Raw genomic sequence first — 13,864 nt, 5'->3', positions numbered from 1 at the left:
ATTTTCTTTTAAGCGAATGTTGTGCCAGTTGCCGCGAAGCACCATAGGACGCGGCAATACAAGCGTTTTGGGTGTCACGCGACGGCCGATGCACCGGGATTTTGCACTCGCGCGAAGCGGGCCGGCACTGCGTGAGTGCATCCAGTGCACCTTCCACGGCGGCGATGGAAGAGCAAGCTGCCGGAACGCAGCGACGAGGGTGCAATCAGTCGCCCCCCGCTCGTCCAGTTAAAAAAGCGGCCAGGATGAACCGTTAGCGAGTTGAAAAAAACAGATAAGGCGAAGCCCCGTCAGCCAGTCGAAAATAGCTCCGGAATCAATAAGCAAGCGGCTTTGCTGCCGGTTAGGCGGCAAAGCGGCAGCATTTCACCCTTCGGCGCCCTTTCAGAGGGAAGACATTTTTTCCGAATTATTACTGATTATTTTTTCTAAGTGATGCACTATTTTGCTGCATGCAGCAATGTGTGCGCAAAGCGAACCGGCTGCCGCCCCTCAACAGATAAGAATGGAGACGGTCTTGTTCACCCTCTCAACCTCCTCCCGCTCGCATCCCTCCCCCAAAGTCTCCGTCTGCCTGCCGACCTACAATCGGCCAGAATTGATCGCGGAGTGCATCGATTCGTGCCTCGCGCAGACGTACGGCAATCTGGAGATTGTGATCGGAGACGATTCAAAGGACGACCGCACCCAGCAGTTGATCGCGCAGCGCTATCCGAACGAGCCGCGCATCCGCTATGAGCGGAACCAGCCGTCTCTCGGCCAGGCGCGCAATGTCGCAAGCCTTTTCAAGCGGGCGAGCGGCGACAAGATCCTGCTGATCCACGACGACGACTTCCTCACGACCGACGGCATCGAAAAACTGGTGTCGCTATGGAAGCTTCATCCGCAGCTCGAAGTGGCGTTCGCCGATCAGTACGAGGCGGATCACACCGGCGCCATCGACTTCGACGCCAGCACGCGCCTGAACACCGCGTTTCGACGCACCAGGGACGCGGAAGGCCTGCAGCCGCTGCCCGGCAGAACCGGGCTGATCCAGATGTTCCCGAACAACGGCTGGATGGCCAACGCGGAACTCGTGAAGCGGATCAGCTACAAGGAAGAGTACGGCATGTGCTGCGATTTCGTGTTCGGCACCGAACTCTGTCTCGCCGCGCACGAGGTGTTCTATCTGCACGAATACGTGTCGGTGTATCGCAAGACGGCGACCTCGATTTCGCACAGCACGCGTGGCACGACGATCGCGGCAACCGTCACCGCCTATGCGTTCGTGAAAGCGCTGAAACTGCCGCCGCAACTGGAGCCGTCGCGCAAACTGGCATTGCGCCGGCTCGTGCCGATCGTCGTTTCGGTCTACGCAAAGAATCGCGAGCCGCTGCGCGGCTTGAAGATCGCGCTCACTCATCTGTTCGCGTACAACTACGGTTTCAACATGCGGCTTTTCTATCACTTGCTGATGCTCTCGCATGCGGCGACGGCTGGGCGGCAGCGGGCGGCGGCTGCGGCGCCCGCTGCTGTCGTCGACCCAACCGCTGTCACGGATCGCTCCGAACTCATCTAGGCGTGCGGCAACGCCTGCTGTCAGTCTCCAGGCAATGCCTGCACGGCAGCAGGTGCAAACGGTCGAACGGTGCGCTTTCGCCGTGTCAGCGCATAGGTCGCGACGCGATCGAGCGCCGTGCACAACACCAGGTAGATGAAGCCGACGAGCAGGAAAATCTGCGCCGGATACACCATCAGCCGGTTGCTCACCTGCGTCGCGACGAACGACAATTCGCCGACGCCGACGATATACGCGAGCGACGTGTCCTTCACCAGCGATACCCATTGATTCACGAACGAAGGCGCCATGATGCGCATCGCCTGCGGCAGCAACACGTAGCGCAATGCCTGCATCCGCGTGAGTCCGAGCGACAGCCCCGCCTGCCACTGGCCGTCGCCGACCGCGCGAATGCCCGCGTGCACCGAGTGCGCCAGATAGGCGCCGCCGATCAGCGACAACGCGCAGACCACCGTCGCGAGGCCGGGCACGTCGACATGGAACACGATCGGCAGGAGAAAGTACGTCCAGAAGATCAGCATCAGCACCGGAATCGCGCGAAAGAAGCCGATCACGAGCAGCAACGGCACGCGCGCGATACGCCCGGCCATCGCCAACGCGATGCCCCCGGCCACGCCGAGCACGGCCGATAGAAGCGCGGAACTCAAGGCGAGCACGAGCGTGAGCGCTGCACCGCCGAGCGGTCCTTGCGGAAATGCGCCGACCAGCAGATAGGGAAGGTTATTGGCGAGCAACGACCATTGCATGTTTAGCGCCTCGCCAATGAACGGTCGCGCGCATGCGCCACCGTGTGCGAGACCGCTTCGATCAACGCGATGGCGGCGATATACAACACGGTCGCCACGCCGAACGCCTCGAAAGTCTTGAAGGTTTCGGTCTCGACCTGGCGCGACGCATAAGACAATTCGGCGAGACCGATCGCCATTGTCAGCGAAGAATTTTTCACGAGGTTCATGTATTGACCGAACAGCGGCGGTAGAGAGATGCGCACTGCTTGCGGCAACACGATGTAGCGGAATGCCTGCAACGGTGTGAGGCCGAGCGCGGCTGCCGCGTAATGTTGACCAACCGGCACGCCGCGCAAACCGGCCTGAAATTCTTCGGCGATAAAGGCCGCCGTATAGCACGTCAGCCCTACCCAGCCCGCGACGAATTCGAACGACGGCCAGCGCAACGCATACGCGCCGATCTGCACGCTATGCTGCGTGTTCAGCCATTGCATCAGCGCGTCGGGCATCAGCGTGGCCGCGCCGAAGTACCAGAAGAACAGTTGCACGAGCAACGGCGTGTTGCGAAACGCAATCACGTAAGCAGCCGTCGTGTGACACAACCAGCGGTAGCGCGCGTGGCGCGCAATCGCCAGCACGAAGCCGAACGCGGTGGCCACGAGCGCCGCCGTCAATGCGAGCCCGACGGTCACGCCGAAGCCTTGCCACAACCACGTCAGATACTTTGGAGCGAGCCACGCTTGCATCGTTAAACCTGCTTCTTTTGAAAACGCCGACAAGCACGTTCTGAGCGTGCCCGTTTATTATTGATGCTGTGCAGTTACGCTCAGGTTTTGTCGCCGATCCTGAAGATGCGCGTGAGCGGTGTCTTCGTTTGTGGGCCGAACCAGCGGTTGTAAATCTTCGCCGCCGAGCCGTCGGCTTCGAGTCCCTTCAGCGTGTCGTTCACAAAGCTCACTAAACGGGTCTCGCCCTTCGGAATACCCACGCCCATGTAGTCGTTCGAAATCGTGAACGCCGGAATCTCGTAGTTCTGCTTGTCCGGCACGTTGGCGAGCAAACCGACCAGCTTCGGACCGTCTTGCGTGATCGCCTGCACGTTGCCCGCGCGCAAAGCTGCGAACGCGAATGGCGTGTCGTCGTACGCAACGATGGTGGCTTGCGGGAATTTCTCGCGCAGCGTGATTTCGTTGGTGGTGCCCTTGTCGGCGCCAACGCGCAAGCTATTGACCTGGTCCGCCGACTTCAGCATGCCCTTCTTCGCCAGAAACTGCTGACCCGACGAGAAATATGGAATGCTGAAATCGACCTGCCTGGCGCGCTCGTCGGTGATCGTGAAGTTGGCGAGCACGAGATCTACTTTCTTCGACGTCAGGAACGGAATGCGGTTGGCCGGGTTGGTCGGTTGCAGTTCGAGCTTCACGCCGAGCTTGTCGGCGAGCGCCTTCGCGTAGTCGACATCGAGCCCGACGATGTGGTTGCTCGTCGCATCGACGTAACCGAACGGCGGATTGCTGTCGAAGGTCGCGACGCGCAGCACGCCAGCCTTCCTGATGTCGTCGAGACGGTCGGCGTGCGCGACGCTCGATACCGCCATCGTCAGCCCCATTACCCATGCAGCGAGCGTTTTCGATTTCATTTTTATGGACCTCTTGAGGTGTGGTGCCTATGCGATGTTTCAGAAACGGATGCGCCCTCGTGATATCCGGGTAACCGCTGGGTAGCAGCCAGGTTGAAACCCGCTGTGCAAACCGCACAATGCAACCCTCGCATTGCAACCCGCTATCGACGCATGGCCGCCACATTAGCAGCGGCGGCGCCACCACTGAACCAAGAAATGCTCCTGTAATAAGCGCGTTTTCTGCTAAGCATCCGCTGATTAGCAAACGCTTATTTGTCGCTTGGTCCGGCGCGCGCGGTTGATTAGGATGAACTTCGAACTCATCAGCCTCGGGGGTTGTTCGCCATGTCCGACAGTGCCTGTTTCAAGCCGCGCGTGATCGAGCCGGTTGTCGTCAATCAGCCGGAAGGATTGGGGCTCGCGGTGGAGTTGTGGCTCGCGCATCCCGTCGATGGGATCGCGGGGCGAGCGTTGCAGATTCATTTGCGCAGCGACGCGAAGATGGCGCAGGCCGAGGCGCTGCGCGATCTGCTGCATGTGCTGGGGACGGAGATCGTGGTGGCGTGAGTGGGCGCCCTCGCCTCTGGGTTGGCATTGCACCGGCGTGGTGTCACCATTAAAAACGGCGGCCGGGTTACCCCGGACCGCCGTTCTCAATCATGGCTCAAGCGTGCAGTTCGAGCTTCAAGGCTCGTTCCGCAGATAGCCTTCTTTCGAAGGATCACGCATCCGCAGCGACACGAGACCGGCGATCGCGCACAGCGCGGTCACGTACCAGTAGAACATCGACTCGTTGCCCACCGACTTCAGCCACAGCGCGACGTACTCCGCCGAGCCGCCGAAGATCGCATTGGCCACCGCATACGAGAGCCCGACGCCGAGCGCGCGCACTTGCGGCGGGAACATTTCGGCCTTGATCAGCCCGCTGATCGACGTATAGAAGCTAACGATCGCCAGCGCCACCACCACCAGGCCGAAGGCCACATACGGGCTCGTGACGTCTTTCAGCGCGTGCAGCAGCGGCACCGTGCCGATCGTCGCGAAGAAGCCGAAGAACAGCATCGAACGACGCCGGCCGATGCGATCCGACAACGCGCCGAACGCCGGCTGCATCACCATGTACACGAAGAGCGCGGCGGTCATCACGTTGCTGGCCGTCTTCGCGTGCATGCCGGCCGTATTGACCAGGTACTTCTGCATGTAGGTCGTGAAGGTGTAGAAAATCAGCGAACCGCCGGCCGTGAAGCCGAGCACCGTCATGAACGCGCCCTTGTGCAGCCAGAGACCGCGCAGCGTGCCGGCTTCCTTGCGTTGGCGCGATTCGGCGGTGGTGGTTTCGTCGAGCGATTTACGCAGGTACAGCGCCACTAGCGCCGCCACCGCACCGATCACGAACGGCACGCGCCAGCCCCACGCCTTCAGTTCCTCTGTGGAGAGCGTCTGTTGCAGGACCACCAGCACCAGCAGCGCGCACAACTGGCCACCGATCAGCGTGACGTACTGGAACGATGCGAAGAAACCGCGGCGTCCCTTGAGCGCGACTTCACTCATATAGGTGGCGCTGGTGCCATACTCGCCGCCCACCGACAAGCCCTGGAACAGACGCGCGACCAGCAGCAACGCCGGCGCCAATGCGCCGATCTGCGCATAGGTGGGCAGCACGGCGATCACGAGCGAGCCGCCGCACATCATGAACACCGATATCATCATCGCGGTACGGCGGCCGTGCTTGTCGGCGAGACGCCCGAAGAACCAGCCGCCGATCGGGCGCATCAGGAAGCCGGCCGCGAACACGCCGGCGGTGTTGAGTAACTGCGTGGTGGTGTTGCCGCTTGGGAAGAACGCCGGTGCGAAGTACAGCGCGCAGAACGAGTACACGTAGAAGTCGAACCACTCGACTAGATTGCCCGATGAAGCGCCAACGATCGCGAAGATGCGGCGGCGAGTGTCGTGTGCCGAGGCCACGACGGTTTGGTCGGTTAGGTCGGTCATGCTGTTGTCTTTCCTTGTCTTTTAAACGGAGGAAGCGGTCGTAGCGCCGCTTTCAATACACGCGATGCGGTGGACATGGCGCGCGTGCGCGAATTTTACAGAATTGCAAGGGGGAGATGGGGTTTGTTGTGGTCGCTGGCGCGGGAATGAAGGTGGTGGTTTTTTGCCTTTGGCGGCGGCATTGGTTGATGTGCCTACGGCGGTGGCCTTTGCTTTCGTTTTTTGCCTTTCGCGGTGCTTATGGTCTGTGCGCCTGCGGCGTTGGCCTTTCCTTGTTTTTATATTGGTTTATTAGCGCTGCCCCTGTGCGGGGCGGCACCTACTTTTCTTTGCCGGCCGCAAAGAAAAGTAGGCAAAAGAAAGCGGCTCAAACCGCTAGCTTTGAAGCGGGTCCCCTGGCTTGGAGGGGATAGTGGAGCATCTGGAATCGGTGTTCTCGCGCATTCCGAGTGAGTGACAAGGCAGTCATTCTTCCCGCCTCGCACTGCGTGCTCGCCGGAACGGTCCGCCAGGCAAACCATTGGCTTCGTTTTGGTTTGGTGGGGGCCATCGGCTTCGCCTCGGCGAGGCGCCGATATACACAGATGAGCGGCGATCGTGCTGCGGCAGCGCAAGCCTATGCACGTACTGGTCACAGCACTACGGCAAGCGCAAGCTTATGCATGCGCAGACCAACACCACGGCAAGCACAAGCGCCGACACTAGCGAGTGGTTTTCGAAGTACCGCTACGGCGCGCGCAGCGCCGCCGGAAGTATGACTGCCTTGTCACCAAGGCTGAATATGCGAGGACACCGATTCCAGATGCTCCACTGCCTCCTCCAAGCTAGGGGACCCGCTTAAAAGCTAGCGGTTTGAGCCGCTTTCTTTTGCCTACTTTTCTTTGCGGCCGGCAAAGAAAAGTAGGTGCCCCCCCGCACAGGGGGAACGCTAATAAACCAATATCAATTCAAGGAAAGGCCAACGCTGTAGGCACAACAACCATAGCGCCGCGCAGGCAAAAAAACCATCAAACCGCTACGCGGCAAAAACATCAACCCCTAACCGCCGGAGGCACATACCGACATTCATACCGCTTCCGGACAGTGCCATTCTCATCGACGCTCTCAAGATACACATCGAACTGCCACAACCGGGCCATGTGCTTAAGCACCTCATCGCTATCGGATGACAAATGCCGGTTATCACTCATGAAATGCCGCAGCGTCAAACTCCGATCGCCACGCGTATTCACCGCCCACACCTGAATATTCGGCTCCCGATGATGCATATCGTACTGCCGCGATAAAGCCTGCCGCACGTACTGATACCCACTGTCATCATGAATCGCGGACACCTCGAGCGCATCGCGCATATCATCGTCGAGCACAGAGAACAGGCGCATTTCACGAATCAAATGCGGCGACAGATACTGCGCGACAAAACTCTCGTCCTTGAAATTGCGCATCGCGTAGTGCATCGCGGACAACCACGGACTGCCGGCCAGCTCCGGAAACCACTTGCGGTCCTCGTCCGTCGGCGCTTCGCAGATCCGGCGAATATCGCTCATCATCGAAAACCCGAGCGCATACGGATTGATACCGCTGTAGTACGGCTTCGTCACCGGCGGCTGGTAGACCACATTGCTGTGCGAATGGAGAAACTCCATCATGAAACCGTCTTCCAGCTTGCCCTGGTTGTACATCGTGTTGAGCAACGTGTAGTGCCAGAACGTCGCCCAGCCTTCGTTCATCACCTGGGTTTGCCGTTGCGGATAGAAATACTGGCCCACCTTGCGCACGATGCGGATCACTTCCCGCTCCCAAGGCTCCAGCAGCGGCGAATTTTTCTCGGCAAAGTACAGCAGGTTTTCCTGCGGCTCCGGCGGGTAGCGCCCCTCGATTTCCTCCGGCAGCGGCGTGTGCCGGGTCGGCAAGGTCCGCCACAGTTCGTTCACTTGCGACTGCAGGTACGCCTCGCGCTCGCGGCGCGCCGCGAATTCCTTCTCCAGTGAGAGTTTCTGCGGCCGCTTATAACGGTCCACGCCGTAATTCATCAGCGCATGGCACGAGTCGAGCAGTTCCTCCACCCTGTCGAGCCCAAAACGCTCCTCGCACTCCGCTATGTAGTTCTTTGCGTAGACAAGGTAATCGACGATCGCGTGCGCATCCGTCCACAGCTTGAACAGATAGTTGCCCTTGAAGAACGAGTTGTGCCCGTACGCCGCGTGCGCGATGACGAGCGCCTGCATCGTCATCGTGTTCTCTTCCATCAGGTACGCAATGCAAGGATTCGAATTGATGACGATCTCATACGCTAGCCCCATCTGCCCCCGACGGTAGCTTTTTTCGGTGGAGAGAAAGTGCTTGCCGAACGACCAGTGACGGTAATTCACCGGCATGCCGACGGACGCGTAAGCGTCCATCATCTGTTCGGCACTGATAAGTTCCAGCTGGATCGGATACACGTCGAGCTCATATTGCTCTGCAACAAGAGCAATATGCGAGTCGTACTCTTCGATCAATTCGAAGGTCCAGTCGGACGGGCACGGCAGAGGCCGTCTATCGGCTACGTTCATACGGACTTCCCTTTGCCCCTCAGTGGGCGTTCCGGTGTGTCCCCGTGCTGCAGCGGCATCGACTGCTCCAGCGGCGGCGGCTCCAGTATCGTCCACCCCGGCCTCGGCATGCCCCGACTGACGCTGCGGCACGCCTTTCCCGCGCTCCGGCTGATAGCCGCGCGCTCCGTTGTGCAAGTGCTTTGCCGTCATGAAGACGCCACCTGCTTTTCAAACAACTCGCGAAACACCGGATAAATATCGGCCGCGGTCTCGACCTTTTTCATCGCCATGTGCGGCTGGCTCAGGGCCAGTTGCGCATATTCGAGCCACAAATTCTGCTCCTCGGGCGTTACCTGAATATACGCAAAATAGCGCACCTTCTCCAGGATGTCATCCGAGAGTATCTTGCGGCACTTGGGCGAATCGTCGGTCCAGTTGTCGCCGTCCGAGGCCTGAGCGCCGTAAATGTTCCATTCAGTCGGCGAATAGCGCTCCTCCATCACCTTCTGCATCAGCTCCAGCGCGCTCGACACCACCGTGCCGCCACTTTCGGTCGAATGGAAGAAGGTGTCTTCGTCGACCTCCTCGGCCCGCGTGTGGTGGCGGATGAACACCACCTCGATGCGCTCGTAATTCCGTTTCAGGAACAGATACAGCAGGATGAAAAAACGCTTGGCGAGATCCTTACGCTGCTCGTCCATCGAACCGGACACATCCATCAGACAGAACATCACGGCCTGACTGGACGGCGTAGGCTGCTTCACCCGGTTTACATAGCGCAGATCGAACGGGTCGATGAAGGGAATACGCCAGATGCGCCCGCGCAAATGGTGGATTTCCTCTTCGAGCACTTTGATGTCTTCGCGACGATCGTCCGGATCGGCCTTCATCACTTCGAGTTGCCGTTCCATCTCGTGCAACTGATTGACAAGCGGTGCACCGAGCGCGATGCGGCGGCCGAGCGCGCTGCGCAGCGAACGGACCACGTCGATATTGTTCGGCGTACCTTCGGCCGCCCAGCCGGCGCGGATGCTTTTCCACGTGGGCACGGCCATCAGATGGGTTTTGACGAGACGCGGCAGTTCGAGGTCGTCGAAGAAATACTGCATGAATTCTTCGCGGCTCAGTTCGAACACGAAGTCGTCCTGACCCTCGCCCTCGTTGCTGGCCTGATTGCCCCCGCCTCCGCCACCGCCGCCTTGCGGTCGCTGGATCTTGTCGCCGCGGATGTAGTCGGAATTGCCCGGATGCACCATTTCCCGCTTGCCGCCTGGACCGTGGCGGAACGACGGCTCCGCAATGTCCTTGCGCGGAATGGTGATGCTCTGGGTGTTCTGAATATCCTTGATGCTCCGGTCGCGCACTGCCTCCGAAACGGCGCGACGAATATAGTTCTTAACGCGGCGCAGAAAGCGCTCGCGATTTGCAATGCTCTTGTTCTTGCCTGCTAACCTGCGGTCGATGATTTGATGAAGCACGCCCGGTCTCCCGCTTTAATTTCGAGTGCGCGAGACGCGCGTTGCATATGCATGTCTACAAACACAACGCTATGTCCATGCAGCTTGCGCCTCGCAAGGTGCTCGCGCGGTCGGACCGCGCGAGCGGCACGCAGTGCGTATCATGACGATTTGCGCACGCGCAGATACCAGTCACACAGCAAGCGTACCTGCTTCGGCGTATACCCCTTTGTGACCATCCGGTTGACGAAGTCTTCGTGCTTGCGCTGCTCCTCCGCCGAGCCTTTGGCGTTGAACGAAATCACCGGCAACAATTCCTCCGTGTTCGAGAACATCTTCTTTTCGATCACGACGCGCAGCTTCTCGTAGCTGATCCACGCGGGATTCTTCCCCGCATTCGCAGCACGCGCGCGCAGCACGAAGTTGACGATCTCGTTGCGGAAGTCCTTCGGATTGCTGATGCCCGCAGGTTTCTCGATCTTCTCCAGTTCGGCGTTCAGCGCCGCGCGGTCGAAGCTCTCGCCGGTGTCGTGATCGCGGAACTCCTGATCCTGAATCCAGAAGTCGGCATACGTCACGTAGCGATCGAAGATGTTCTGGCCATACTCGGAATACGACTCCAGATACGCGGTTTGAATCTCCTTGCCGATGAACTCGGCATAGCGCGACGCGAGCACGTCTTTAATGAACGACAGATACTTCTGCTCGGTTTCCGGTGGGAACTGTTCGCGCTCGATCTGCTGTTCGAGCACGTACATCAGGTGCACCGGGTTGGCCGCGACTTCGGTCGAATCGAAATTGAACACCCGCGAGAGAATCTTGAACGAGAAGCGGGTCGACACGCCGGTCATCCCTTCATCCACGCCCGCGAAGTCGCGGTACTCCTGATACGACTTCGCCTTCGGATCGGTGTCCTTGAGATTCTCGCCGTCGTACACCTGCATCTTCGAAAAGAGGCTGGAATTCTCCGGCTCCTGCAAGCGCGTGAGCACCGACATCTGCGCCATCATCTTCAGCGTACCCGGCGCGCATACCGCGCTGGCCAGCGACGAATTACGCAGCAGCTTCTCGTAGATCTTGACCTCTTCGCTGTAGCGCAGGCAGTACGGCACCTTCACGACGAAGATCCGGTCGAGCAGCGCTTCGTTGTTGCGGTTGTTGCGGAACGCCTTCCATTCGGACTCGTTCGAGTGAGCCAGAATCACGCCGTCGAACGGGATCGCGCCAAAGCCTTCCGTGCCCTTGAAGTTGCCTTCCTGAGTCGCGGTAAGCAGCGGGTGCAGGACCTTGATCGGCGCCTTGAACATTTCGACGAATTCGAGCAAGCCCTGATTCGCAAGACACAGGCCGCCGGAGTAGCTATACGCGTCGGCGTCGTCTTGTGCGTACTGTTCGAGCTTGCGGATGTCGACCTTGCCGACGAGCGACGAAATGTCCTGATTGTTTTCGTCGCCCGGTTCGGTCTTGGCGATGCCGATTTGCCGCAGGATGGATGGATAGCGGCGCACCACGCGGAACTTGCGGATGTCGCCGTTGTATTCGTGCAGGCGCTTGACTGCCCACGGACTCAGAATGTTTTTCAGGTAGCGGCGTGGAATACCGTACTGTTCTTCGAGGATCGGACCGTCCTCGTCGTAATCGAAAAGCCCAAGCGGCGACTCGTTCACGGGCGAACCCTTGATCGCGTAGAAAGGCACGCGTTCCATCAACTGCTTCAAGCGTTCCGCGATCGACGATTTGCCGCCGCCGACCGGGCCCAGCAGATACAGAATCTGTTTCTTTTCTTCGAGCCCCTGGGCCGAATGCCGGAAGTACGCGACCACCTGCTCGATCACATCTTCCATTCCGTAGAACTCACGGAATGCGGGGTATACCTTGATGACCTTGTTCGCGAAGATGCGCGACAGGCGCGGATCGTTGCGGGTGTCGATCTGTTCTGGTTCCCCGATTGCCATCAACATGCGTTCGCCAGCCGTGGCGTACGCGGCGGGATTGTCTTTGCAGAGCGCGAGATACTCCTCGAGCGAGAGTTCATCCTCTCGTGTTTTCTCGAAGCGGGTCGCGAAACTGCTGTAGATATCCATGCTACCTCCTCGCCGAAGTCTAGACCGATGTCGTGCGCGGCGCGCTATTCGGAAACGACATCGCTCGAATTCATCCTAAACCCTTTTAAATTTTTTTTCACGAACTACGTTGCGAAAATCGCGCCGTACCCGCCTCCCGACATTCCTCACTTGGAAACACAGATTCGCTCACCTACAATCTTGCACTCACATCACAGCGATTGCAGACCTGGCTCCCCTGTCCCTGCGCTGCCTGCTTCACCCTCCGCTTCTACTGCTGCATTGCGCGGACCGTCTCGTTCATCGGATGATCTCATTGCTGCGTCAGACAGCCTGTCTGCATGCGCACACTTTGTTGCATTACACGTAGACGTCATGCGTTTTTCGCTTGCCCCGCTACTTTTTTCAATCAACGCGCGGCGCGAGTGTTTGGTCTACAGCCACGAACGTGTGTTACATGTTCGTGCATCCGCGCCCGACGCATCGGCGCCCGACGCATCGGCGCCCGACGCATCTTCAAACTGTTTGTCAACGTGACGGCGGATTTGTTCTACGCCGTTTCGCATTGGCTTCAACGCAGCGTTGTCGTTCGCCGCACCTGGCCCTTGGCCCGCCCGCATTACCCGCATCGGCGACGTGGTTAGCCGCATGCAATAACTGTACGACGGTCGCTCGCGTCTCGGCTTCCCTAGGTATATATACGGCTAAGCGGCCACCGTAGACGCGGCAAATGTAAAACGGCTGCCCTCAGGCAGCCGTTTGCAGCGAGCTTCGTAACGCGCCGTTACACACTCAGGTCAGTTCAATCTCGACTTCGCCGAGACCATCGATGTGTCCACGGACAATGCCGGGCCTGTCCACATTGTGAGCGCCGACGTACGAACCAGTGGTAAGGGTCCAATCGGGTTCGATGGTGATCCCGCTGGCCGCGCAGTGGTTGACGAACCAGACCAGCAGTTCGCGCGGATCGCCCGCGGGGTTGCCGGTGGCTTCCGGCACCAGCGAGTCGCCGTTGAAGCTCAACTCCAGTTCGGGCGACACGAAATCGAAGCCACGCGCGAGGCCCGCATAGGCAACCGGATGGCCGGTGATCAACGCGCCGTTGTTCTGCGCATCGGCCAGTTGCGCGAGTGGCGCGACGTTCGGCCACTCGGTAAAGCGGCTGTCGACGATCTCGATGGCCGGCAACACCACGCCCACCTTCGAAAGCACCTCGTCGCGCGCATACGCCCTGCCGCGCGGCTCGATCGCCTCGGTAAAACGGAAGGCGATCTCCAGCTCCAGCAGCATCCGGAAGAAACCCGCGCGGGCGACCCGCGCCGGCGAGGGCAGCACCAGCGAGGCCGGAATCGGTGCGCCCGAGGCCGCGCCGCCCGGCGCTTTGGCGCCGATCTTCCATGCGCCGGTCGATTCACCGAGGCCCGCGATGACGGCCTGCTGGATCGCGTACGCGGTTGCCGCATCGGGCGGCAGGCTGTCGGGTGCGGGCGCATCGATCGGGCGATGCTGCCTGCGTGCTTCGACGAGGCGGTGCGCGAGGTCGTGTGGCGTCATGTCGGTCCTTTATGGCTGGCGCGTTGAAAGGTGGGTTGCTGCGGACTCGCGGCGCCGGGATTGCGTTTGCGCCGCCTGAGGTCCGCACGGCGACTGCCGGCGCCGGCCGGTGTCGCCGATGCAAGACGCAGTCGCGCCCGTCAATGTACCGGATCGCAGGGCTCGCCAGGGCACGGACTGTCATCGTAGACGTTCGTTAGTCCGCAGTGCACGGCAAAAGGCCGCGGTTGCATGCGCAATCGCGGCCTTTTTGCTGTCGTCGTGCACATTGTCGTGCGGTTATCCGCGCCAGCACGAGTCGACATGCGGCGGGATCGGGAACGAATGTTGCAACACGAACGCCGATGCGATTGC

Annotated in this window: 10 protein-coding genes; 2 read left to right on the top strand and 8 right to left on the bottom strand. The window is 59.9% G+C overall.

All coding sequences use genetic code 11. The features are described from left to right. The first annotated feature begins 517 nt into the window (after positions 1–517). Positions 518–1,558, top strand: a complete 1,041-nt coding sequence (locus tag WN982_RS10070) for a glycosyltransferase (RefSeq protein ID WP_341315545.1) — start codon at positions 518–520, stop codon at positions 1,556–1,558. A 20-nt stretch (positions 1,559–1,578) separates the two neighbouring features. Here the strand turns inward: WN982_RS10070 and WN982_RS10065 are convergent, their stop codons facing one another. The 3 genes from WN982_RS10065 to WN982_RS10055 all read right to left on the bottom strand — a co-directional run bounded on the left by WN982_RS10065 (position 1,579) and on the right by WN982_RS10055 (position 3,925). Continuing rightward, a complete protein-coding gene (locus tag WN982_RS10065; protein ID WP_341315544.1) occupies positions 1,579–2,304 on the bottom strand; it encodes an amino acid ABC transporter permease in 726 nt (241 codons plus the stop codon). 2 nt (positions 2,305–2,306) lie between these two features. Next, a complete protein-coding gene (locus tag WN982_RS10060) occupies positions 2,307–3,032 on the bottom strand; it encodes an amino acid ABC transporter permease (RefSeq protein WP_341315543.1) in 726 nt (241 codons plus the stop codon). An 80-nt stretch (positions 3,033–3,112) separates the two neighbouring features. After that, positions 3,113–3,925 carry an ABC transporter substrate-binding protein gene (locus WN982_RS10055; protein WP_341315542.1) on the bottom strand — a complete coding sequence of 271 codons (813 nt, stop codon included), beginning with the start codon at positions 3,923–3,925 and terminating at the stop codon, positions 3,113–3,115. 327 nt (positions 3,926–4,252) lie between these two features. Here WN982_RS10055 and WN982_RS10050 point away from each other — a divergent pair, with 327 nt between their 5' ends. Next, on the top strand, positions 4,253–4,474 hold the full coding sequence (locus WN982_RS10050; RefSeq protein WP_341315541.1) for a hypothetical protein: 222 nt from the start codon (positions 4,253–4,255) through the stop codon (positions 4,472–4,474). Positions 4,475–4,591: 117 nt separating this feature from the next. On the opposite strand, the gene WN982_RS10045 is transcribed toward WN982_RS10050, so the two are convergent. The 5 genes from WN982_RS10045 to WN982_RS10025 all read right to left on the bottom strand — a co-directional run bounded on the left by WN982_RS10045 (position 4,592) and on the right by WN982_RS10025 (position 13,510). Beyond that, complete coding sequence (locus WN982_RS10045) at positions 4,592–5,899, bottom strand: MFS family transporter (RefSeq protein WP_341315540.1); 1,308 nt, start codon at positions 5,897–5,899, stop codon at positions 4,592–4,594. Between the two features lie 1,031 nt (positions 5,900–6,930). Further along, positions 6,931–8,646, bottom strand: coding sequence for a SpoVR family protein (locus WN982_RS10040; RefSeq protein WP_341315539.1), 1,716 nt, complete (start codon positions 8,644–8,646; stop codon positions 6,931–6,933). Next, positions 8,643–9,914 carry a YeaH/YhbH family protein gene (locus WN982_RS10035; protein WP_341315538.1) on the bottom strand — a complete coding sequence of 424 codons (1,272 nt, stop codon included), beginning with the start codon at positions 9,912–9,914 and terminating at the stop codon, positions 8,643–8,645. Before WN982_RS10035 ends, WN982_RS10040 begins: the two co-directional genes overlap by 4 nt. A gap of 140 nt (positions 9,915–10,054) precedes the next feature. Then, complete coding sequence (locus tag WN982_RS10030) at positions 10,055–11,977, bottom strand: PrkA family serine protein kinase (protein ID WP_341315537.1); 1,923 nt, start codon at positions 11,975–11,977, stop codon at positions 10,055–10,057. 771 nt (positions 11,978–12,748) lie between these two features. Next, positions 12,749–13,510 (bottom strand): hydratase, encoded by a 762-nt coding sequence (locus WN982_RS10025; RefSeq protein WP_341315536.1) that lies wholly within the window; start codon positions 13,508–13,510, stop codon positions 12,749–12,751. Between the last annotated feature and the right edge of the window lie 354 nt (positions 13,511–13,864).

Origin of the sequence: Paraburkholderia sp. IMGN_8, from assembly GCF_038050405.1 — a bacterium.
Taxonomy (GTDB): Bacteria; Pseudomonadota; Gammaproteobacteria; order Burkholderiales; family Burkholderiaceae; genus Paraburkholderia.
The sequence above is the reverse complement of the archived record's forward strand: the minus strand, read 5'-3'. Positions and strand labels throughout refer to the sequence as shown.

Bases quoted from the DNA above. Each gene is read 5' to 3' on its own strand.
- WN982_RS10040 (WP_341315539.1), bottom strand. From the start codon at position 8,646: ATGACGGCAAAGCACTTGCACAACGGAGCGCGCGGCTATCAGCCGGAG.
- WN982_RS10030 (WP_341315537.1), bottom strand. From the start codon at position 11,977: ATGGATATCTACAGCAGTTTCGCGACCCGCTTCGAGAAAACACGAGAG.
- WN982_RS10055 (WP_341315542.1), bottom strand. From the start codon at position 3,925: ATGAAATCGAAAACGCTCGCTGCATGGGTAATGGGGCTGACGATGGCG.
- WN982_RS10025 (WP_341315536.1), bottom strand. From the start codon at position 13,510: ATGACGCCACACGACCTCGCGCACCGCCTCGTCGAAGCACGCAGGCAG.
- WN982_RS10045 (WP_341315540.1), bottom strand. From the start codon at position 5,899: ATGACCGACCTAACCGACCAAACCGTCGTGGCCTCGGCACACGACACT.
- WN982_RS10065 (WP_341315544.1), bottom strand. From the start codon at position 2,304: ATGCAATGGTCGTTGCTCGCCAATAACCTTCCCTATCTGCTGGTCGGC.
- WN982_RS10060 (WP_341315543.1), bottom strand. From the start codon at position 3,032: ATGCAAGCGTGGCTCGCTCCAAAGTATCTGACGTGGTTGTGGCAAGGC.
- WN982_RS10050 (WP_341315541.1), top strand. From the start codon at position 4,253: ATGTCCGACAGTGCCTGTTTCAAGCCGCGCGTGATCGAGCCGGTTGTC.